The organism is Francisella philomiragia (assembly GCF_018135955.1).
Lineage (GTDB): Bacteria > Pseudomonadota > Gammaproteobacteria > Francisellales > Francisellaceae > Francisella > Francisella philomiragia.
The window spans coordinates 760019-782572 of record NZ_CP063138.1; the positions used below are offsets into that span (position 1 = coordinate 760019).

Consider the following 22554-nt stretch of genomic DNA (forward strand, 5'->3'; position numbering starts at 1 on the left):
TTATTTTGTATGAAGCCTCAGCATTGTAGGCTCTAATTTGTAGTTTATTATATCATCTAAAACACTTATACCATTATCAATAGCATTATCTATATCATTTTTCTGAGCTACAGAAGGATTTGATAGTACATAATTTGATACTTTTGATTTATGTCCAGGATGTCCGATACCAATTCTTAGGCGTAAATAATCATTTGTCCCAAGGTGTTGATGGATACTTCTTAAGCCATTATGACCACCGTGTCCACCACCTTTTTTTAGACGAATTTCCCCTGAATCTATATCTAGCTCATCATGTACTACTAGTATTTCTTCAGGTTCAATTTTATAGAAATTAGCAACCTTACTAACAGCTAAGCCACTATTGTTCATAAACGTAGTTGGAAATACCAATATTATGTTATTGTAATTGATATTTACTTTAGCAATATTGCAATTAAGTTTAGAATTTAGACTAAAGTTTTCATTATTATCTTTAGCAATCTTCGCAATAAACCACTCACCAACATTATGGCGTGTATTTTCATATTCTTTGCCTATATTTCCTAGGCCAACAATCATCTTTATTTTAGGCATCTTTGTTCGTGTTTTGTTGTTCTAATTTATCCAAAAGTATTTTAGTTACTTCTCTTATTATTTTACTATTTGGTTTAGCATCTTTTTGTGATTGAGTATAAAAAATAGCCATAATTATAGCTTTATCATCATCAGGCCAAATAATAGCAACATCATTTGTGGACCCATAAGCACAAGTACCAGTTTTATTACCAATTTCCCATTCATCAGGGATTTCTGCAGCTATACGATTATTACCAGAGTCATTCTCTAAAAGCCATTTTTTAAATAATAATCGATGCTTTTTGTCAAGAATACTATTGCTAAAAGCGAGTTTATTAATATCCTTAGCCATTATTTTGGGAGTAGTTTTATTTTGATTAGTTGTAAGACTAACTTGATTAGCTACAGGCTCTAAGCCAGCTACTTTTGTTGCATGATCATGTAATGAAAGTATAAAATTATTAAGATTATTTAAACCACCTAGCTCTTCTATCAACAGATTGGTTGCAGTGTTATCACTTTGAATAGCTGCTTTGCTAAGCTCACTCACTGTCATTGTTTGATTTATATGTTTTTTTGTCACTGGCGAGTAGCCAATAATTTGATTTGCTGAGATTTTTACTTCTTTATTGAGTAAGTTGTTATCGGTCATACTCTGTTTGAGTATAGCGCCAACCACAAGAAATTTGTAAGTACTACAAATGGGGAAATAGAAGCTTTGGTTATGCGAAAAATTACTATTATTATTTCTATTAATCGTGTAGACACCTATTTTACCACCGTATAGTTTTTCTAAATTATGTAAACGGTTAGATATTTCAATATTTGCAGCATCAGTCGAGAAACCGATGCTTGAGATAAATATAGTAAGTATTAAGATTATTATTTTATTCATATCTAGAGTTAGAAACTATTTGATGTTAGTAGTAAGAATTCGTTAACTTTTTTGATATTATCTTTTTCAGCAATTTTTGCTTCAGTAAGAGGAAGTTTATTTCCACCTGATATTTTAAGCGCACCTTCTGGAGTTTTGTAGATAATAGTTGGGAAGCCACTTATATCTGTAGATAATCGCATATTATTTTCAGCTTTTTCATTCGGTTTTGTTAGGCTTTCATTATACTTTTTAGTATTGTGATATTCTATCAAAGCTTGAAGTGGATCTTTTGAGTTAAAAATACTTCTAACAACATCAGGACTATTTTGTAAACTACCTATAGGGATCCAACGGACTGCTAAGTCACCAGATTTGATAGCAGGCTGAGAAGCATCAAAAAGGCTTGCACAGTAACGACAGTTAGGATCAATGATCGCATAAAACTTATGTGGAGCATCGTCGCTACCTTGTTGAATATATGTAGCATATTTCTTTATATCTAAATAAAGATCACTTGCTTGTGGAGATGATGTGAAGTAGTTGGCATATATTTGATTTAGACTTGTTAGCTTGTTTTGATTTCTATCCCATGCTAAAAGCTCTCCATTAACGATGACATCGCCATCTTCACTCGTGAAAGTTACTGTTCGTTTTGTTGGATCTTTTTTATCTTCAAGGATATATGCTTGTAGATGTATACCTGTATCAAAAGTTTTTATTACTTTATACTGTGGAAACGCTTGTTTGACAAGATATAGACCTTGTTGATTGTTAAACGATGATTTGCTAAGATTTGCAGTGCTAAAGAAGTATATTATTACCAATAAAAATAATACAAATACTGAAAGGATTGCGAAAGATTTCTTTTGCATTTAACATGACTAATATTGAATAAACATAACGTGATTATACCATATATAAAGATTATCTTTAGTTAGTAGGTAAAAAAATGTCGCTAAAATGATAGCTGGGCCAAATGGTATTACGTTTGTACGTTTTGCGATAAGATTTATACCTATAGCAATTAAAATTCCAAATATGCAGCTAGCAAATATTGTATAAAGAAGCATAGGATATCCAAACCATGCACCAATTGCAGCTAATAGCTTAAAATCTCCGTAGCCAAATCCTTCTTTGCCAGTGAGAATTTTGTATATCCAAAATACACTCCATAGTGATAGATATCCGATAATTGCTCCCCAAACTGACTGATCTAGTGTAGTAAATACATTATAGTAGTTAAGAATAATACCTATCCATACTAATGGTAGAGTAAGTGAATCTGGAAGTATCTGATATCTTGCATCTATAAAAAATAAAGGAATAAAAAATGTGCTTAGACCAGCTAGAGCTACTGCCTGAATAGTAAGCCCAAATATATAAAATATAGTTATAAATACTATAGCAGTAATAAACTCAATTAAAGGGTATTCAAAAGAGATGCTTTCTTTACAAAAATAGCATTTACCTTTTAGAATAAACCAACCTAAAATAGGTATGTTATGACGATATTTGAGTTTATTTTTGCACTTTGGACATCTTGAGGGTGCTGTTAAGCTAAAATTCTGATCAGATTCTTGCTTGGATAATTCAAGTATTTCTCGAGCTATGATTTTCTCATCAGCAAATATCTTGTTAGGCACTCTATATATTAGAACGTTTAGGAAGCTGCCAATAGCTGCACCAAAAAGAAATATAAATAAGAAAATTATATATATATCGTAATACATATTTATTTGTGTTCAGGCACACATTGTTTATTTTTTGGTTTAAGCTTATTAACGCCATCAATAGCAGCAATACGGTATGCTTCTGCCATAGTAGGGTAGTTAAATGTAGTATTCAAGAAATATCTTATAGTGTTGTGTTTGCCAGGCATAGATTTAATTGCTTGACCAATATGGATAATCTCAGATACTCTATGACCAAAACAATGAATACCTAAAATTTCAAAAGTTTCTTTATGGAACAGTATTTTTAGCATACCGGTTTCACTTCCTGAAATCTGTGCACGAGCAAGATCTTTGAAGTAAGCTCTACCACTTTCATAAGGAATATTTTCTGCTGTTAACTGTTCTTCAGTTTTACCAATACAGCTTATTTCAGGTCTTGTATAAATACCTGTTGGGATGTCTTCAACTAACTTATCATTACATGATCCATCAATAATATGCGTAGCAGCAAATCTACCTTGGTTAAAAGCCGATGATGCAAGTGAAGGGAAACCAATAACATCACCAACAGCATATATGTTAGGTTGGGTAGTTTGGTAATTATCATTTACATTCACAAGACCTCTTTGCGGACTATATTCAACTCCAATCTTATCAAGATTTAGACCATTAGTATTGCCGGCACGTCCAAGAGCAAATAGCACATAGTCAGACTCTATAATTCGACCTGAATTTAATGTAGTAATTACCTTGTCACCTTTAGCTTTGATACTCTTGTAAGTTTCGTTATGCATTAGGTTGATTTTTTGGTTAACAGTAAAGTGGTTTGTTAAAGTTTCTATAATCTCATCATCAAGGAATGACATTAATTTGTCTCTAGTATTGATAAGATTTACTTGGATATCAAGAGTACCCAATATAGATGCATATTCACAACCGATTACGCCAGCACCATATATAGTTATTGATTTAATATTTTTATCTTTTAGTTCAAGAAGCTTGTCACTATCTAAAATTCTAGGATGTGTGAAGTCTATATCATCAGGTTGGTAAGGTCGAGATCCTGTTGCTAGTATGAATTTTTTAGCAGTTATGATTTCAGTAGAACCATTTTTACGCGAAATTTTAATTTTATTTTTATCTAAGAAACTTGCAAAACCATAAAATACGTCAATTTCATTATTAGCAAAACGATTTTTTTTAATTTCTCTTTGTTTTAGAACTACCTCAAATGCATTGTCTAGCATATCAGGAAAATCAAAGTTTTTTTTGTTATACCAAACTTCTCGTGATAGTTGCCTAAGAGTCTTACTCGGAATTGTTCCCCAGTTATTACAACCCCCACCAATGGCATCATCTTCAATAATTGCTACTTTTTGACCATTTCTAGTCGCTTTCATGGCAGCACCTTCGCCACCAGGACCACTACCTATAATGATAATGTCGTAATTATATTCCATGGTTTTACTCCACAATATATTTTTTGGAAAAATTGGTACACATATTCTCGAAATGATAACATAGTCTAAAGCTATGTTAATTATTTTTGATGAAATTATTCATATTTTATTAGCATTTCAGCGATTTTCTTAGTTGGAGACACAATTTGATCTACGCCGATATTATTTGCGATATTGATACTCTCATCTTTGTCTAGTTTGATTGATATTTTTATATTATCTCTCGGTTGTTCTGATGTTTTTAAAACTTCCTTGATTGAAAGAAGTGTTAAAATATTATCTGAATCTTTTTCATTAAGTATAAATATACTTTTAGCTTTGGTTATATTAGCTTTTTTGAGAGCATCATAATCATAGGATTCAGCATCTATGAAATGTTTTTCTTGTTCTACATCAGCATTAATAAATTTCTGATGATAATTTTTTTCAATAACAATAATATTATCAATATGTGATTTAAAATAATCTTTTATTAAGCATTTAGTAATTTCCGTATATCCACAAATTACAATATGGTCCTTCATTAAAGCAGCTCCATCTTTTTGTTTAAACTTTTCTGTAATTCTATTAATAACACTACCAGCCATGACAGTTATGATAGTTGCAAATAATCCTATCCCCATAATCATAATAGATACGGTGAAAAGCTTAGCTTCTTCGGTTAGAGGATGTATGTCTCCATATCCAACTGTACTAAATGTGACTATTGTAAAATATACTGCGTCAGAAATATTCTTGATACCATCAAATTCATCTTTTAGATAGTACAAACCAGTAACACTGTATCCAATCGCTAACAAAAATGAAATAAGTAATACAAATTGGTAGAAAGTAATTCTATTAGAGTTTTTCTTGTCAAATGTTTTTCTAAAATATATAAGTAATAAAATTTCTAAAATATGAGTGAAAAATGCAACATCATAAGATATATGTTTATCTTGGACATAATCTCCAATAATTGACAGGCTAATGAAAACAACAGCTAAAAACCAAAAAGTTCTTTTACGGTTATAAATACCACGGGCTATGATTATCATCAAATACCCTAAGATTAAGGGTAAAAATATTCCTAATCCAGTATTGTATTTCATACCAAAATCGTAGAGATCTGAAGGGATATTTGCATCTAAATTGACAGAGAATATTTTGTTAATTACTGGTACAGCAACTGCTAAAATAGTAATAAAACCATTTAGAGTCATTGTTACAGATATAAAAAGAGGGATATATTTAGAGTACTTTTCTTTAATAGTCACAGACGGATGATATTAAAATAATTAAAAGGATGATTAGATTATAATGTATGGTTGGTTGAAAATACAGCTAATATATAACTATATATGGGCAAGTCTTCTAATTTTGGGAATTAATACATACATGATAAATGCTGCTATACCTGCAATGATAGCTAAGCCAGCAAATAGAGCTAAATAATTATGATTTGTCTCCAGTGGTGTAGTATTGATATCTGGTGAAGCAACTAATATTGATAGTAAGCTTGCTATAACTCCAGATGTACTTCCTGTAACAACCATCCAAGATCCCATCATTAAGCCTTGTAGTCGAGGGTTGGCAAGCTTACCGATCATAGCATATCCTGTTGGAGATATTAAAAGCTCTCCTATGGACTGAAATACATAACTTAAAATTAACCATATAGCAGCTGTTTGTCCAAGTTTGTTCGCTGAGAAAATTCCTATCACTAGCATTAAAAAGCCAATTCCTATAAATACGATGCTAAAACAAAACTGCATAGGGAATGAGAATATAAATTTTCGACGAATAATTATAAGAAGACTAGGTAATAACACACCTCCCACAGCTATTACTACAGTATTTACATTTTGAAACCATTGGGTTTGGATTGTGAAGCCAAAAATATGCTTGTCAACATTAGCTTCTGTGAATACAGTTAGAGCCATTGGTGCAAGCTGATAAGCAGACCAAAATACTAATCCAAAAGTTGCTAAAACAATATAAGCATATACTTTTTCTTTTTGTTCTTTCGTATCTTGCGATCTTGCTATAGGTATAAACATTGCTAATAGAGCAATTCCGATAGCTAGTGCAATATAATTTGTATTAAGAGGATATTGTAAAGCAATAACTAAAATAGCTATAGTCATGAAAATTAGAATGACTGTATATATACTGTTTTTGTATAGGATTTTTGTTCCTGAGTTTTTGATTTTTCTGACAAGAGGGGTAGTTCTATCCGCTACAGTTTTCCAGCTAGTAATTACAAGTAAAAAAGCGATTATGTTTGTAATAGTGGTAATAAGAAAAAGTATGTTATAACTATGTTCTGATTGATATATACCTGCTACCGTAAAGCCAATAAAAAAACCGACATTCATTCCAGCATAGTTCCAAAAGAAGGCAGTCTCGCGAGAAGTATCATCATTTTCAAATTGCTGAGTTAACATCATATTTATACATGGGACATTTAGACCACATCCTGTTAGAAATAGAGCTAGAGCTATATATAGATGTTCAGTACTTGGGAACGATAAAAATAAACAAGCGATTATCTGCAAGACCATTCCTATCAAAAATAAAACTCGATAGCTAATTAATCGACCACCAATATAGCCACCTAAGATATGCAAACCATAGTTAAATGCAACAAAAACACCCATTACAGCACTTGCTTTTGTGACAGTAAATCCCAAAGCTTGAGTCATAAATAAAACTAATGTTGAGTAAAGAACAGCAAAACTTACTGTTGAAAATAGCTGTGTTATTAGTAGTAGCCTAGAGGCTTTTTTTATTAGAGTAACACCCATTAAATTATTAGAATTAAAGTACATAGTAAAATTGATTTTATAGATGTTTTTTTCTAAAAAATAGATAAGATAGCAAATTTGATAAAGGATTATAGAATGTACTGACTTAAATTTTTATTTTTGACTAGTCCACTTAGTTTTTCATTTATGTAATCTGTAGTTATGTTTATAGATTTGTTTTCTAAGTCCGGAGCATCAAAAGAAATTTCTTCTAGAAGTCTTTCCATAACAGTATGAAGTCTTCTAGCACCAATATTTTCAACTTCTTCGTTTACTTGAAAAGAAATTTCAGCAATCTTTCTAATGGCATCTTCTTCAAAGCTTAGTTCTACACCCTCAGTTTTCATCAAAGCAATATATTGCTTAAGTATAGAACAATCAGGCTCTTTTAGTATTCTAACGAAGTCTTCTATTTCAAGAGATTTTAGTTCTACTCTGATTGGTAATCTACCTTGAAGCTCTGGGATCAAGTCAGATGGTTTAGCAACATGAAATGCTCCCGATGCTATAAATAGGATATGATCAGTCTTTATCATACCGTATTTAGTAGAAACAGTTGAACCTTCTACTAATGGTAGTAAGTCACGCTGCACACCTTCTCTAGATACATCAGCACCTGAAGTTCCAGATTTTTTACAGACTTTATCAATTTCATCTAAGAATACGATACCATTTTGCTCAACAGATTCAAGAGCTCTAGCCTTAATATCTTCTTCATTGATAAGTTTTGCAGCTTCTTCATCTTTGACAAGTTTAATAGCATCTTTGATTCTCATTTTCTTTGTTTTTTTCTTATCGCTACTTAAACTAGAGAACAAGTCTTGAAGCTGATTTGTCATATCTTCCATACCTGGAGGTCCCATTACACCTATACTTTTAGGAGCTACAGATACTTCGATCTCAATCTCTTTATCATTTAACTCACCATTTTGGATTTTTTTTCTGAAAATCTCGCGAGTTTTATTTTCTTTTTCTTTTTTAGATTGGGCATCTTCGGCAGGTTCATTCGCAAAACCAACTTTTGACTCAGAAGCTCTAGCAGGAGGGATAAGAACATCTAATATTCTATCTTCCGCTAATATAGCAGCTTTTTCTGTAACTTTTTGCTTAGCTTCTTCACGCTTCATTTTAACAGCAGTTTCTACTAGATCGCGGATTATAGACTCAACATCTTTACCGACATAACCAACTTCTGTAAATTTAGTAGCTTCAACTTTGATAAAAGGCGCATCTGCTAATTTTGCTAGTCTACGCGCAATCTCTGTTTTACCTACACCAGTAGGTCCTATCATTAGGATATTTTTAGGAGTTACTTCTTGACGCATCTCATCATCAAGTTGCATTCTACGCCATCTATTGCGTAGAGCGATAGCAACTGCTTTTTTAGCATCATTTTGACCTATGATATGTCTTTCTAATTCATGTACAATTGTTTTTGGAGTCATTACTTGTGTCATCGTATAACTATCCTTTTTTGTTTTCTAAACTTTCTATAGTGAAATTATGATTTGTGTATATACAAGTGTCTGCAGCTATTGTAAGGCTTTTTCTAACTATCTCTTCAGCAGAGAGATCAGTATTTTCTACAAGTGCAGTTGCTGCAGATCGAGCATAAGTTGATCCAGAACCAATAGATATAATGTCATTTTTGTCAGCAGCCATAACATCTCCAGCTCCTGATATTAGAAGGGATAGTTTCTCATCGGCAACTATAATCATAGCTTCTAACTTACTCAGCATTCTATCTAAACGCCACTCACGTACCATTTCAACAGCGGCTCTTTCAAGATTGCCTTGATAAAATTCTAGTTTTTGTTCAAATTTTTCGAATAGTGTGAATGCATCTGCAGTAGATCCCGCAAAGCCTGTCAGAACTTTACCACCATTTAATTTTCTAACCTTTATGATATTTTCTTTTGCTATTGTATGTCCTAGTGTAGCTTGACCATCGCCACCGATTACTACTTTATCACCTTTTCTAACGCATAGGATGGTAGTTCCTTTCATTGCTTCCATAATCAAATCCTTTATTAGGTTTGTTAAAATAATCTATGTAATATTACTAAATGGTATCTGATATAAAATTTTACAAGCAATTTATTATATTTTTTTCTGCTTTAAAGGCCTTATTAGTTTTTCTGAGACAAAAATAGTGAATTTTATGTTATATTTTAGCTTGTTTTATTTTTTACTAGAGCATTATGATGAATAATTTAAATTTTAGAGAAACTATTTCAATAGCTACAAATATATACAAAAGAGCATTTAAAATAACTTTTGTATTAGCTTTTATGCTGTCATTTATATCAGAGTTTTGTTTTGTATATCTAATGAATCATGGCATGGCAGATTATATTCAAAGTGGTAACGAAGCTGATATTTCGCAATTACCATCAGGAAATATATTAGCAAGTATATTTTTGTTGATTGTCGTAGCTACTGTATTCGTTTACGCAATGATAATAATATTGCAAGGTATTGTGGTTAAGCATGAAATAAAAGTATCAGATGCATTAAAAATAGCTCTACAGATATTTTCAAAAAGGATATTTGTATTTCTTGGAGCATTTTTACTTTCGATGATTGCTATGACATTGTTTACGATGTTTTTACAATATATAGGTATTTTTCTAGGAATATTATTCTTCTTGACAGTTATGCCTGCTGTATTATTGGCACAAAAGGGTATTTTTGAGTCTATATCTAATAACTTTAGTATAATAAGAAGTAATTTTTTCTACATGTTTAGAATATCTATTACAATATTAGCTCTAATGATAATCAAACCATTAGTAACTTTTGGGTTAATATATTTATTGAAGGATTTTGGCTTAGAGATGAGTTCATTAGAATTGTCTATTCAAAATATTGTCGTGACAGTTGTTGATGCTTTTATTTTGCCTTTCATTTTTGCAATTAGTGTTGCAACATTCTTCTCAACAAACTCTAAATAAAATTTATTCTGTAAGAATTTTCTTAAAGAAATCAAAATCATAGCTATTTTCAAAACGAATATTTTTATCAGCTAGATTTGTGTTTTTATAAACATTATTAATCTCTGTAACAATACCAGCATCAATCTTGATTTTGATTTGTTCACTACCTTTGGTGTAGGTTTTAGTAAATGGTAGAGTTTTTCCAAATCGCCATTTCCATTCTTTTAGTATTTCTATCTCTTTGTCTATAAGCTCTCTATTTTCTAATGGTGTTTCTTCATTAATTAGGCTTAAATCAATACTTCTGAAGCCTTTAATAAAAGATCTTGTGAGATCTTGAGTTTGTATATCATGCTTTATCTTGGATAGATTGATTACTTTTGAGCGATGAGATTTCACTCCTTTTGTATCTAAAGATTTATCTATTGGTTGATGAAGATAGTCATAGAGTTTTTTTGTATTAGCATTGATGAGTAGTGTACCATGATGGAAAGCACGATCTTTTTTCTCTCGAAAAGCACTACCTGATACTTTGTAGGTATGACCATTATGATCAACAACAATATCATTTCTTTCATTGGCATATACATCTATGCCTAGTTTTTTGACCGTATTGCATACTAGTTCTAGGTTTGCTTTGATGTCATGTTCTTTTTTTGTACTAATGATAGTGTAGTTAAGATTACCATAGTCATGATAAACAGTGCCACCGCCACTTTGACGGCGTACCATTGGTATATTATCGTTAGTCATCGCTTCAAGATTACATTCAAGCCATGGGTTTTGTGCTCTACCAATAACAACACATGGAGAGTTTTGCCATAAAAATAAAATCTTTTCATGATGAAGTTTTTCTAGAAACAACCAGTTTTCAAAAGCTAAATTGAAATAAATATCATTACTTTGTGATATATATATATGCATGGGATATTAAATGTTTTTACTTTGTAGTAAGTATAAGGTTTTATTGGTTCTATAAAAGAGTTTTGTGCTATAATTTTGCTTTATTGAAAGAAATTTTTATATACAAAAATATAATGCCGACTATACAACAGACTTTAGAAATAATCAAAAGAGGGGCTGATGAAGTCCTAATCGAAGAAGAATTGGTTAAAAAACTAGAAAAAAATAGACCTTTAGTAATCAAATTTGGCTGTGATCCAACAGCTCCTGATATCCATCTTGGTCATACAGTTGTTATTAACAGATTAAAACAATTACAAGACTTAGGTCATGAAATTCACTTTTTGATAGGTGATTTCACAGCTCAGATAGGCGATCCTACTGGTAAAAATGCGACAAGACCTCCATTGACTGCAGAAGAAGTTGCTGCAAATGCTGAAACATATACTAAACAAGTATTTAAAATCTTAGATAAAGAAAAAACAGTCATTCGTCGTAATGGTGATTGGTTTGATAAAATGTCTGCAAGCGATATGATCAAACTAGCATCTAAATCAACAGTTGCTAGAATGCTTGAAAGAGATGATTTCTCAAAAAGATACAAAGGAGGTCAGTCTATCTCAATACATGAGTTTTTGTATCCATTAGTACAAGGCTATGATTCTGTAGCTATGAATGCGGATATAGAGCTTGGTGGTACAGATCAGAAGTTTAACTTGTTGATGGGTAGAGAGCTACAAAAACAACAAGGTCAAGAGCCACAAGTTATCATAACAATGCCACTTCTTGAAGGTTTAGATGGTGTCAAAAAAATGTCAAAATCTAGCCAAAATTATATAGGTATTGAAGAGACTCCTAATGATATGTTTGGTAAAGTAATGTCAATTTCAGATGAACTGATGTGGAGATATTACGAATTACTTAGCTTTAAATCTTTAGATACTATAGCTAACTTAAAGCAAGATGTTGCTAATGGTACAAACCCACGTGACATTAAAATAGAGTTGGCAAAAGAGCTAATAGAGAGATTCCACTCTAAAGAAGATGCTGAAAGTGCTCATCAGGATTTTATCCAAAGATTTCAAAAAAATCAGATACCTGATGATATAAATGTTGTAGAATTAAATCAAGAGTTACCAATAGCAAACTTGTTAAAAGATGCAGGTTTAGTAGCAAGCACATCAGAAGCTATCCGTATGATTAAGCAGGGAGCTGTTAAAATAGATGGTGAAAAGGCTGAAGATAACAAAGCTATTTTTGGTAAAGGTACAGAAAATGTTTTCCAAGTTGGTAAACGTAAATTTGCAAAAGTTATAATAAAATAAGGGGTTGTTTAAAATGGATAAATTTTTATCAATATTTGTAGGGGTTTTAATCATAGTAACTATTATTACTATTTTTATTCATCTATTTCCTATAGCTATAAAAGTATGTTTTATATCAGCAATAATCAGTGCAATAATTTATGTTGTGCTTAAGATGATAGAAAAATTTAGTAATTAATCTAATGCTGACTAATCATTCCTTTTAAAATCGATTATCTGCCTACGTTGTTTTTTTGTAGGCTTTTCTGGACTTAATAAGTTAGCAGTTTTTCTGATAATTGCTTCTTTTTCTCTCTTTTCGATACTTTGTTGTGTTTCTATGTAGAGTTTTTGAGCTTCAGTAGCTGATTTTCTAATTTCATCGAGAGCTTCAACCATTATTGTTTTTTTAATATATGATTGTTGAATTTGATATTCATCACCAATATTTACAGTTTTGCTAACTTTTGTTTTTTGTCCTTGAAAGTGGACTTTGCCACCTTCGATAGCTTTTTTTGCAAGAGCTCTAGTTTTGTAAAATCTTGCAGCCCATAACCATTTATCCAGTCTTACACTCATATCAGAAGAGAGTTAATTTGATTAATTTGATTATATCTAATAATAACTAGCATTTTAACTAGTTTTAAAGTCTGCTATCCTAAAAGGCAACTTAGGACTGCAAAAAAGTATCGATGAATAAAACTATAAATTTACATAAAATGAAAACATCATTGGATAGCGATAATAATGCTCGTTATGAGTTAGATGATATCTGTATAAATGATTTGATTGGAAAGAATTTAAAAATTGAATTTCTAAATGAGATAAACTGCGTATCTTGTGGCATTAAAACTAAAAAAAGCTACTCTCAAGGCTACTGCTTTATGTGTATGAGGAAGCTACCAGAGTGTGATATTTGTATCGTTAAGCCGGAATTATGTCATTTTGCGGTAGGGACTTGTAGAGATTCTAGTTGGGGCGAAGAAAACTGTATGAAAACCCACATTGTATATCTATCAAATACAGGTGATATTAAGGTAGGCATTACAAAGCTTAAAAATATTCCATCACGTTGGATAGATCAAGGTGCAAGTCAAGCGATACCGATCTTTGCTGTAGAGACTAGATTAATATCAGGCTTAGTTGAAGTCGCTATTAAAGAGCATATCTCAGATAAAACCAACTGGCGAAAAATGCTTCAAGGAGAACCAGATTTAGGAGTCGATTTTGAGAGTTTAAGAGAAGAATTGATAGAAAAATCTAGTGAGAAAATAGCTCAAATCAAAGCTAAATATGGTGATAATAGTGTTGAAGCTGTAGAGGGTAATATTCAAACTATAAATTATCCTGTGCTTGAGTATCCTGCAAAAATTAAATCATTTAATTTAGATAAAGATCTAATAATTGATGCAAAGCTTATAGGTATCAAAGGTCAGTATCTAATATTCGATACAGGTGTGATAAATATCCGTAAATATAGTGGTTATAAGTGTAATTTATCTGTATAAAATCTTCAGATAGTTAATATAAATTAGTAATATTTTGTAAGACTTTGTAAAGCAAATTCAATATCCTTTTCTGATGATTGGTCATCTTTTCTATTTCTATAAACACTAAGAATCTTTTTGATTAAGCTTGCTTGATAATATTCTTTTGAAATTTCATGCTTTTTGAGTTTTTGTGTATCTTTGATTATAGATTTAATAGCAACTTTTCTACTTAGAGTATAAGGAGTAAGTGGAAATAGTTTAAATGCTAACCAAAGACCTGTACATCCAACAATTGAGCTCATAGCTATAGTAAATGATGAAGTGATTTCAAAACTCATATGATTACTTGGCTGAACCATAGATACAAATCCTAAATAAAATCCAAGACTATACATCTGTAATTTGGGGATATTGAGTGTGACTATAGGAATAAGTAGGACAATTAATAAAATTAAAATCAATAGCTCAAAATACCCAACAGCTTGTGAGAGTAAATTTAAAGTTATAAAGATGCTTATTGGTATAGATATTATTATGCCTATGATGTTTTTTCCAATTGCATCAGTAGGATTAGGTGCTGATATAAAAAGTTGTGATAATACACAAGGCAAAATAATCATCATCAGCAAGCTTGAGTTACCATCCGTACTAACCCATATATAGTACATAACTAAGAGTAGACTTACAGTCCTAGCCGTAGCGATTAGTGTGACAATCGGATTGGTGTATCTTATGAAGCTATATGTGATATTATTTTGATTACTTACGAGTTCTAAATTTTTATAACTAGATACTAAATCGATAAGTTTTGTTATGACTTTAGTTAATTTTTGATTGTCGGTGATGATTTTAGGATTATCATTTAAACTATCAATATTATTTAAACTACTAGCGATTGTTTTTAAGTGATTTTGTAAGGTAGGGTTATTTTTTGTTTTAGCTAAACTTTTTCTTAATGAGTGTACAGCTTCTATTAGCTCGACTATAGCATTTGAAAATATAAGATAATTACTCTTGTCTAGGTTTTCATATTTTGCAGCACTTAAGTCATTATCAAGAGCTACAAGGCTATTAAGAATTCCTTCAACTTTTAAGTTATACTTTTGATTATTTATAAAATCCTGTGTAGAAAACATTTCTTGTATATATGCAGTAGTAAGATTAAGTACTTTATTAGAGTGATTTTTTAATGTCTTTTGTATTTTGACTGGAAATATGTAGTAATTTACAAAACATGAGCAGATACAGCCAATAGATATTTCGGTTACGCGAGAGAATCCAGTATGAAAAATAGTCTCTTCGGTAGTGAGTATAGGATTAGCTATGGAATAAAAAACAATTATTATGCAGGTAACATTTGCTAGTGCTAAAGCATAGATAAAGTTTGGGTGAGACATATTGGCAGAGAAGAATATAGATATAGATATAAACGTACATAGAGCCATTAGGGCTAATACAGGGAAAGGCAAAAAAAATGTGACTATCAAAAAGCCAACAAACACTCCAATAAAGGATACAGCTATTAATAAAAGTGCTTTTTCAATAATAAAACCGGTCTCTGGTCGAGTTTGTAAAAATAGTGCAGAAATCATAGCCCACATTGGCTTATCCAAGTTTAGACTCATGGAGATATATAGAGCCATAGTCAAAGATATACAGCCCTTAATTGTATAGATGGCATTTTCTTTATTTATAATTGTTGGTAGCTCATCTAATATCTTTTGTATCATTGTATTGTTACCGTTGCGTTAATACCGGATATTAAGTTGACACTTTTAGGTATCACATCTAGAGCTATATCAACAGGTATTCGCTTAGATAATCTTACCCAATCGTAGGTCTGCTGTACTTTAGGTAATAGTTGACTGTTTACATCTGTATTGTTATCAGCTACTGCTTTACCGATACTTATTACATGTCCATGTAGCAGCTCTCCACCACTCATTAATTCAATATTTGCTTTATCGCCAATTTTTATATTAGGTAGTTTAGTTTCTTCAAAATATCCTGTCACATAGAAAGAATTAGCTTCAACTAAAGACATTACTGGTTTTGCTGCTACAACATAGTTTCCTTGTCGTAGCTCAATATTGTTTATAGTGCCGTCAGCTGGGGCATAGACACTTGTTCTGTCTAGATTAATCTTTGCAAGTCTAGCTTCAGCTTTTGCTTTTTCAAGATCGGCTTTTTTTAGTTTCACTTGCATATGATATTCATCAAGTGTATCAAGGCTGATTGAACCATCTTTTCCAAGTTGTTCTCTACGTTGATATTGACGATCAGCTAGCTCCCATAGCATTATAGCATGCTTAAGCTCAGCTTCTTTTTCATCTAGAGTTGCTGCATATCTATCTCTATCTATAGTGAAGATTAATTGTCCTTTTTTTACTTTTTGGTTATCAAATACGTATATTTTGGTTACAAATCCAGAAACATCTGGTGCAATAGTGATAATGTTGGCTCTAATTCGACCATCTCTTGTCCACGGTGAATATAGATAGTATCTCCATATTGAATATAATGAGAATAAAGCAAGGCAAATTATAATAATGCTAATAGCCGTTTTAGTTTTTTTATTTGGCATTTTAGTTTCCTATTAGTAGCATGCTTAAGCCTAAATAACAGATAAATAATGCAAGGTTAAACCAAGACAATTTAAGATCTATATAGTCGTGTATGATTTTGGGTATTGCTAGATTTGTAGTGATAGTCAATATTGCTGCAATAGCCAAAAATAATATTATTGGAGAGATTAGTAAACCATCAAAAGTAATCACAGGCATATCAAGCTCCTTATTCGGATGAGACTTTTTTTAAATGTTTGTGGGGATAAATATTTATGTAACTTTCCTGAAAACAATTATATGATACACTGTATCGCAAAATGATACAATAATGTTTTGGTAATTTCATATAAAAAAAGTTATTATTAGTCAAAATATTGTTAAATCTTTGAAATTATTAACTTTTTATGAGTAATGAAAAAAAAATCCAAGTGATTAGTAGGGCTGTCAATGTACTACAAAGTATTAGTGATGAGCCTGGTGGGATGAGCTTGGGAGATATAGCAAAGAAAGTTGATTTGCCACGATCTACAGTGCAAAGGATAGTTGCTGCTCTTGAAGCAGAAGGATTCACAAGAAGTGAAGGTGCTGGTAAGATTTTACTTGGATCCGGTATTTTTAAGTTAGCTTCATCATCTTATGCAGATATTGTTTCTTTGACACAAAACTCATTAAGAAAGCTTAGTGAAAAAATACGTGAAACAGTTGTCCTGACACAATCTAATAATACAGATCTTATTATAATGCATCGTTTCATAGCAAATAGGGAGCTACAAGTAATTCCAAGAATAGGTGTACTTGAAAAACCAATTTATTATACTGCCTCTGGTAGGGCTTTATTAGCACTATATTCAGATGAAGAAATTATTGATATCTTCGGTGAAGAGGTTGCTAATAATAAGGAACTATTTGATAAGCTTGCTAAGATTAGAGAAGATGGTGTTGAATATGATTATGGTAAAACAATAGAGGGCATAGTCAGTACAGCAGTAGCTGTAAATACATTTTTAGGTAGTCTTGGTGTTTCTATTCTTGTACCTCAATATCGTTATGCAGAAAATAAAGATTTTTATATCAAAGAGCTTTTAAAAGTTAAATCTAAAATTTTAGCAGATATAGGTGTAAAACATTCTGAATAGATTGATCAATCAATCAATCAAATCTTCTAGTATAAACAAATTGACAATCTATAGTTATATGAGAGAATTCGAAGATTAAAAAATCTTAGTTTAAAATATAAATTGATGTCTACTAATGACTGGAAAAAAGCCCTTAAAGAATCTTTCTATTCACCTTTAGAGTTATTAGAGTTTTTGGAAATAGATAGTGAAGAAGCCAAAGTTTCATTAAATATAACCAAGAAATTTAAAATGATAGTGCCTAGATCATTCGCTAATAGAATGCAAAAAGGTAATATCAATGATCCATTGCTCAAACAGGTTTTGCCAACTATCGATGAAGAAGTGATAGATCAAGCTTATAGTAGTGACCCACTTGATGAAAAAAATTATAATAAAGTGCCAGGACTATTACATAAATACCATGGTAGAGTTCTACTGATATCACAAACAAGCTGTGCTATACATTGTCGCTATTGTTTTCGTAAAGAGTTTGACTATAAAGAAAATGTCCCTGGTAGAAAAGATTGGTTAAAAGCATTTGAATATATAGCAAATGATCAAACTATCGAGGAGGTTATATTAAGTGGAGGTGATCCTCTTTTGAATAATGATGAGGTGCTAGAGTTTTTTATAGAAAATATCCAGCAAATATCTCATATCAAAAGGCTTAGGATTCATTCAAGAATACCTGTAGTATTACCAGAGCGAATGACTAATAAACTTTTAAAAATTCTTTCAGAGCATAGGCTTGATACTGTATTGGTAATACATGTTAATCATCCAAATGAGTTAGATGATGGTATTAGAGAGGTTTTAAAAGAAATACACAACCATGGCATAATTATCCTAAATCAAAGTACATTACTTAAAGACATAAATGATGATGCTAATGTATTATATGCTTTGAGTACAAAACTTATAAATGCTAAAGTGATTCCGTACTATATACATTCACTAGATACTGTCTCAGGAACTAAACACTATAATGTTGATAGTGCTAAAGATATTATGAAAAAGCTTTCAGAAATTTCATCAGGATTTATGGTACCTATATTGACTAAAGAAATTCCAGGATATCCATCGAAGAAATGGCTATCTTTTCATAGCTAATTTAAAAATTGTTGATGTTATAAAATCTTATAAAAATAAGTAAATCAATCATTCTTGTCTTTGGATTTTTAGATAAATTTTTATCCTTATTTGTAAGTTATAATAAGTTTGAATCTATATACTTATAACAAAACTGACCATCCTATTTTTATCTATATAGCCATTTTATAGTATATACTGTATGTATGTGGAATTATGTTAGGTAATAATTCTATAAAATTCATTCTTAGCTAGACCTTTAATTATCAGCTTTTTTTGATCTGTCGAACTTTTAACACTGATACGAAGAAATATTTCTACAGGTCTTATAGTGTTGATAAATATAAAAGGTAATAATATATGAGTAAGCAACTATATGGAGTTATAGCGACTTCAAGCGATCAAAATGAACGGAGATTGCCAATTAATCCAGAACTATTATTGAAAATACCTAGAGATATTAGAAATAGTCTTGTTTTTGAAGCTGGTTATGGAGAATCTTTTGGTATTTCTGATGAAAAAATTGCTAGCTTAACAGCTGGAGTAGTTTCACGCCAAGAAATATTAGAAAATATTGGCAATATAATATTGCTAGCTCCATCATCAAAAGATCTAGCTCAAATTAAAGAGGGTGGTACAATCTGGGGCTGGACAAATTGTGTCAGAGATAAAGAGATAGCACAATTAGCTATCGATAAAAAACTAACACTAATTTCTTTTGAATCTATGTTTTCTTGTGATAATGATGAAAAAATAAAGAAAAATGTATTTCATGAGGCAAATGAATTAGCAGGCTATAGCGCTGTGTTACATGCTCTTAGTTTAAAAGGTATCGATGGTAGATATGGTAATCAAAAGAGAATATTAGTAATAGGTTTTGGATCAGTAAGTCGAGGAGCTATACATGCTTTATTATCTAGAGAGTATAAAGATATAACCGTATGTACACGCTATAGTATCGCAACATTACCGAATGTAATCAAGGGGTGTAAATATATTACAGCACCCCAAAATATATCTGATAGCAAGAAGTTTGTCGAACTACTTAATAAATCAGATATTATAGTAAATGGAATCTCTCAAGATCTAATAAAACCAACAATGTTTATAAAAGAAAAAGATCTTGAGAAAATAAGTCCTAAATGTTTGGTTATAGATCTTAGTTGTAATGAAGGTGTGGGATTCTTTTTTGCTAAACCAACTACGCTTAATAATCCTATGTTTAAAGTAGGGACTATAGATTATTATGGAGTCAATCATGCATCAAACTATCTTTGGGATAGTGCTACTCGATCTATATCTAAAATAATAAATGATTATTTAGCAAATATTACTTTAACCAAAGAAAATAAATCAAAAATCAAAGTATTATCAGATGCTACAGATATAAAAGACGGATTAGTTAAGAATAAAAAGATAATTTCATTCCAAAAGAGAGAAAAAGAATATCCTTATAATTATAAATATAAGGATAATTAGATTAGATAGATTTTATATTAACAGCAGCCATTTTGCCTCTGTTTTCTTCTACTTCAAAGCTTATTTTTTCACCTTCACGTAGAGAGCTTAAACCAGCATTTTCAACTGCACTGATATGAACGAATACATCTTTACCACCATCTTGTGGCTCTATGAATCCGAATCCTTTAGATGTATTAAAAAACTTAACTGTACCTTGTCTCATTGTTTTATTTCCTTTTGTTTTGTTGTTTATATAAGTTAAATCACATTGGGCTTAGTTTCAAACTTTAACGATTTACTTATAAAGGATAGAATATTGGAAATAAACTTCTGATATATTAGTGTCGTAGTAGTCAAATAAAGTTACAATATAAATAACTGTTACTAATCATATAGTATAAAAGTGTTAATTGAAAGCTTTTTAATGAAATTTCGGTATTTTGGTTAAATCAAAATCTTCTTCATATTGATCTATGTCTTTCAAGTATAAGCATAAGTCCTGAAAATCCAAACAGCTTTCTATCATCGATGATTCTTTATTATCATTAAAATCTCTATCTGTCATATGGTTTATTAAATTAATAAACTGCTCCATAATTTCAGTATTTAATATACTCATTTCTGCTGCTTGAGCTATACTTATTTTTTTTGATTTTCTTATTTTCTTAACTAAATTAGTTATATCATGAAAAATAATTTCTAGCATTTTATTATTTTCAAAATCAATGAATGTACTTTTTGGATCAATCATTATAAATCAACATTATTAAATAGATGATTATTATACTCTGAAATAAGAGCATAATCTTGGTTATATTCATATATGTTACGTAATATGTATCTTTAGAGGATACTTTGTATTACTATTAGTAGGGTATAAATAAAATAAAGCCTCTAAATCTTCTTTAGATACTTCATTGCTATTTTGCTAATAATATTTTTAACCTTAAAAGAACTTTAATAGTTCTTAATATTCTAAAATTAAGAGAGGATAATATGCCAAGAATAATAGTTGACCCTAAAAAACCTTTTGATATTAGTTTAAGAAACTTCAAAAGAGCTTGTGAAAAAGCGGGCATCAAGCAAGAACTTCGAGATAGAAAAACTTTTGTAAAACCAACCCAGAAGAGAAAAATGGCTAAAAAAGCAGCTATTAGTAGAGCTAAGAAAGAAGCAAGAAGATCTTATTCTTATTAATTTTTAACATTTAAGTCTAAATTTGCATCAAGAATTGTCATTTCTAACATTCAAATAAACTATAGTTTACTAGGTTTGATAATGCTAAGTAACTAGCTAAATATTGTCATAGAAACATTATCAAATTAGCTTTGTTTGAATATGAAAACAGGGAACCATTTCTCAAGTAACTGTTTTTATTCTTAGCTAAATACCAAAGAAAATAATAAATATAAAGAAATGTTTAGACATAAAAAAAGCCCACATTACTGTGAGCTTTTAGTATGGCGGAGAAAGAGGGATTCGAACCCCCGGACCTGTTACAGTCAACGGTTTTCAAGACCGCCGCTTTCGACCACTCAGCCATTTCTCCGAACTGATGGAGTATATTATACAATTATTTGTCTGCATTGCAAGGTGATTTTTGACAAAAATACCAAGATATTTGAAGATTTATATAGTAACTTTTATAAAAGATAATATATTATCGATAATATACTTATATTTAGAGGTCAGATGATGATAGATTTCTTAGCAAAAAATCAAAATTGGGCAAAAGTAGCTCCATGGGCTGGTATATTATTCACTGTATTATTATTTGCTAATTTTTCTGTATATGATCCACATTTTTGGGGATTAATTAATATTCCAATGTATTTGTTTCATCAGACAGAAGAGCACTATGTACCAGGTGGTTTCAAAGATTTCATGAATCGCACTGTTATGGAGCTGCCACAAGGTCAGGAAAAACTTACAGACATTAAGATATTTTGGATAAATATACTTATGGTCTGGTTAGCATTTGCCGTTTTTGGCACTTTGAGCTTTATCAATCTTGGTTTTGGATTATTGATTATAATTTTTAGTATTATAAATTGTTTAACACATATTGCAGAAGGTATTAAGCGTAAGAGTTGGAATCCTGGATTAGTAATGGCTAGCTTACAGTTTGTAATATCTATATTTGCAGCTTATTATGTAACAGTACATGGTTTGGACAATCCTATAGCTTGGTGGATAGGGACAATAATTTTTTCAATCTTTGCACATATATTATTATTTAAACTTGTAATGACTAAAGATTAGTCATAAATTTTATATTTATAATAGACATTCTTGATACATCACATTATTATCTTGCTTAAAATTTGTTTAG

Annotated in this window: 24 protein-coding genes and 1 tRNA gene; 8 read left to right on the forward strand and 17 right to left on the reverse strand. The window is 30.8% G+C overall.

The genetic code is table 11. The features are described from left to right. The 9 genes from pth to hslV all read right to left on the reverse strand — a co-directional run bounded on the left by pth (position 1) and on the right by hslV (position 9370). Positions 1-576 carry an aminoacyl-tRNA hydrolase gene (gene pth, locus IMS64_RS03660; protein WP_211490934.1) on the reverse strand — a complete coding sequence of 192 codons (576 nt, stop codon included), beginning with the start codon at positions 574-576 and terminating at the stop codon, positions 1-3. After that, complete coding sequence (bla, locus tag IMS64_RS03665) at positions 569-1453, reverse strand: class A beta-lactamase (protein WP_088821116.1); 885 nt, start codon at positions 1451-1453, stop codon at positions 569-571. Before bla ends, pth begins: the two co-directional genes overlap by 8 nt. A gap of 8 nt (positions 1454-1461) precedes the next feature. Then, on the reverse strand, positions 1462-2307 hold the full coding sequence (locus IMS64_RS03670) for a DsbC family protein (RefSeq protein ID WP_012280894.1): 846 nt from the start codon (positions 2305-2307) through the stop codon (positions 1462-1464). 9 nt (positions 2308-2316) lie between these two features. Beyond that, a complete protein-coding gene (locus tag IMS64_RS03675) occupies positions 2317-3165 on the reverse strand; it encodes a prepilin peptidase (protein ID WP_211490935.1) in 849 nt (282 codons plus the stop codon). A gap of 2 nt (positions 3166-3167) precedes the next feature. Then, positions 3168-4568: a Si-specific NAD(P)(+) transhydrogenase gene (gene sthA, locus IMS64_RS03680; RefSeq protein ID WP_012280895.1), complete on the reverse strand. Its 1401-nt coding sequence runs from the start codon at positions 4566-4568 to the stop codon at positions 3168-3170. Between the two features lie 95 nt (positions 4569-4663). Further along, the gene (locus tag IMS64_RS03685) at positions 4664-5824 is read right to left on the reverse strand and encodes an ion channel (protein WP_211490936.1); all 1161 of its coding nucleotides are present in this window, start codon (positions 5822-5824) and stop codon (positions 4664-4666) included. Positions 5825-5902: 78 nt separating this feature from the next. Continuing rightward, the gene (locus tag IMS64_RS03690; RefSeq protein ID WP_211491083.1) at positions 5903-7354 is read right to left on the reverse strand and encodes a peptide MFS transporter; all 1452 of its coding nucleotides are present in this window, start codon (positions 7352-7354) and stop codon (positions 5903-5905) included. 89 nt (positions 7355-7443) lie between these two features. Continuing rightward, positions 7444-8811 (reverse strand): ATP-dependent protease ATPase subunit HslU, encoded by a 1368-nt coding sequence (gene hslU, locus IMS64_RS03695; protein WP_004287604.1) that lies wholly within the window; start codon positions 8809-8811, stop codon positions 7444-7446. A gap of 7 nt (positions 8812-8818) precedes the next feature. Continuing rightward, positions 8819-9370 (reverse strand): ATP-dependent protease subunit HslV, encoded by a 552-nt coding sequence (hslV, locus tag IMS64_RS03700; RefSeq protein ID WP_004287605.1) that lies wholly within the window; start codon positions 9368-9370, stop codon positions 8819-8821. A gap of 188 nt (positions 9371-9558) precedes the next feature. On the opposite strand from hslV, the gene IMS64_RS03705 reads away from it, so the two are divergent. After that, complete coding sequence (locus tag IMS64_RS03705) at positions 9559-10308, forward strand: hypothetical protein (protein WP_088821119.1); 750 nt, start codon at positions 9559-9561, stop codon at positions 10306-10308. 3 nt (positions 10309-10311) lie between these two features. Here IMS64_RS03705 and IMS64_RS03710 read toward each other — a convergent pair whose 3' ends face one another. Next, complete coding sequence (locus tag IMS64_RS03710) at positions 10312-11214, reverse strand: lipoyl protein ligase domain-containing protein (protein WP_211490937.1); 903 nt, start codon at positions 11212-11214, stop codon at positions 10312-10314. A gap of 113 nt (positions 11215-11327) precedes the next feature. On the opposite strand from IMS64_RS03710, the gene tyrS reads away from it, so the two are divergent. Beyond that, complete coding sequence (tyrS, locus tag IMS64_RS03715) at positions 11328-12518, forward strand: tyrosine--tRNA ligase (RefSeq protein ID WP_211490938.1); 1191 nt, start codon at positions 11328-11330, stop codon at positions 12516-12518. A 189-nt stretch (positions 12519-12707) separates the two neighbouring features. Here the strand turns inward: tyrS and IMS64_RS03720 are convergent, their stop codons facing one another. Next, on the reverse strand, positions 12708-13076 hold the full coding sequence (locus IMS64_RS03720) for an RNA-binding S4 domain-containing protein (protein ID WP_088821123.1): 369 nt from the start codon (positions 13074-13076) through the stop codon (positions 12708-12710). 113 nt (positions 13077-13189) lie between these two features. Between IMS64_RS03720 and IMS64_RS03725 the strand changes: the two genes are divergently transcribed. Next, positions 13190-14005, forward strand: a complete 816-nt coding sequence (locus tag IMS64_RS03725) for a DUF2797 domain-containing protein (RefSeq protein ID WP_211490939.1) — start codon at positions 13190-13192, stop codon at positions 14003-14005. Between the two features lie 23 nt (positions 14006-14028). On the opposite strand, the gene IMS64_RS03730 is transcribed toward IMS64_RS03725, so the two are convergent. From IMS64_RS03730 to IMS64_RS03740, 3 genes are read right to left on the reverse strand one after another with little or no spacing between them, the layout of a single operon-like run. Then, entirely contained in the window at positions 14029-15717 is a 1689-nt protein-coding gene (locus IMS64_RS03730) for an FUSC family protein (protein ID WP_211490940.1), read from the reverse strand. Beyond that, positions 15714-16571: an efflux RND transporter periplasmic adaptor subunit gene (locus IMS64_RS03735; protein ID WP_004287615.1), complete on the reverse strand. Its 858-nt coding sequence runs from the start codon at positions 16569-16571 to the stop codon at positions 15714-15716. The genes IMS64_RS03730 and IMS64_RS03735 overlap by 4 nt, the downstream gene beginning before the upstream one ends. 1 nt (position 16572) lies before the next feature. Beyond that, a complete protein-coding gene (locus IMS64_RS03740; protein WP_004287616.1) occupies positions 16573-16770 on the reverse strand; it encodes a hypothetical protein in 198 nt (65 codons plus the stop codon). 188 nt (positions 16771-16958) lie between these two features. On the opposite strand from IMS64_RS03740, the gene IMS64_RS03745 reads away from it, so the two are divergent. The 3 genes from IMS64_RS03745 (at position 16959) to IMS64_RS03755 (ending at position 20240) form a co-directional block, all read left to right on the forward strand. Next, the gene (locus tag IMS64_RS03745) at positions 16959-17690 is read left to right on the forward strand and encodes an IclR family transcriptional regulator (RefSeq protein WP_004287617.1); all 732 of its coding nucleotides are present in this window, start codon (positions 16959-16961) and stop codon (positions 17688-17690) included. Between the two features lie 105 nt (positions 17691-17795). After that, positions 17796-18782 carry an EF-P beta-lysylation protein EpmB gene (gene epmB, locus IMS64_RS03750; protein WP_211490941.1) on the forward strand — a complete coding sequence of 329 codons (987 nt, stop codon included), beginning with the start codon at positions 17796-17798 and terminating at the stop codon, positions 18780-18782. Positions 18783-19121: 339 nt separating this feature from the next. Beyond that, positions 19122-20240, forward strand: coding sequence for a N(5)-(carboxyethyl)ornithine synthase (locus tag IMS64_RS03755; RefSeq protein WP_211490942.1), 1119 nt, complete (start codon positions 19122-19124; stop codon positions 20238-20240). Position 20241: 1 nt separating this feature from the next. Here IMS64_RS03755 and IMS64_RS03760 read toward each other — a convergent pair whose 3' ends face one another. Further along, positions 20242-20445 carry a cold-shock protein gene (locus IMS64_RS03760; protein WP_003033554.1) on the reverse strand — a complete coding sequence of 68 codons (204 nt, stop codon included), beginning with the start codon at positions 20443-20445 and terminating at the stop codon, positions 20242-20244. A 198-nt stretch (positions 20446-20643) separates the two neighbouring features. Beyond that, positions 20644-20973 (reverse strand): hypothetical protein, encoded by a 330-nt coding sequence (locus tag IMS64_RS09815; RefSeq protein WP_012280914.1) that lies wholly within the window; start codon positions 20971-20973, stop codon positions 20644-20646. Positions 20974-21218: 245 nt separating this feature from the next. Between IMS64_RS09815 and rpsU the strand changes: the two genes are divergently transcribed. After that, positions 21219-21419: a 30S ribosomal protein S21 gene (rpsU, locus tag IMS64_RS03770; protein WP_004287621.1), complete on the forward strand. Its 201-nt coding sequence runs from the start codon at positions 21219-21221 to the stop codon at positions 21417-21419. A gap of 264 nt (positions 21420-21683) precedes the next feature. Here rpsU and IMS64_RS03775 read toward each other — a convergent pair. Beyond that, positions 21684-21771, reverse strand: a tRNA-Ser gene (locus IMS64_RS03775). Between the two features lie 143 nt (positions 21772-21914). On the opposite strand from IMS64_RS03775, the gene IMS64_RS03780 reads away from it, so the two are divergent. Next, positions 21915-22484, forward strand: a complete 570-nt coding sequence (locus IMS64_RS03780) for an HXXEE domain-containing protein (protein ID WP_211490943.1) — start codon at positions 21915-21917, stop codon at positions 22482-22484. The last annotated feature ends 70 nt before the right edge of the window (positions 22485-22554 follow it).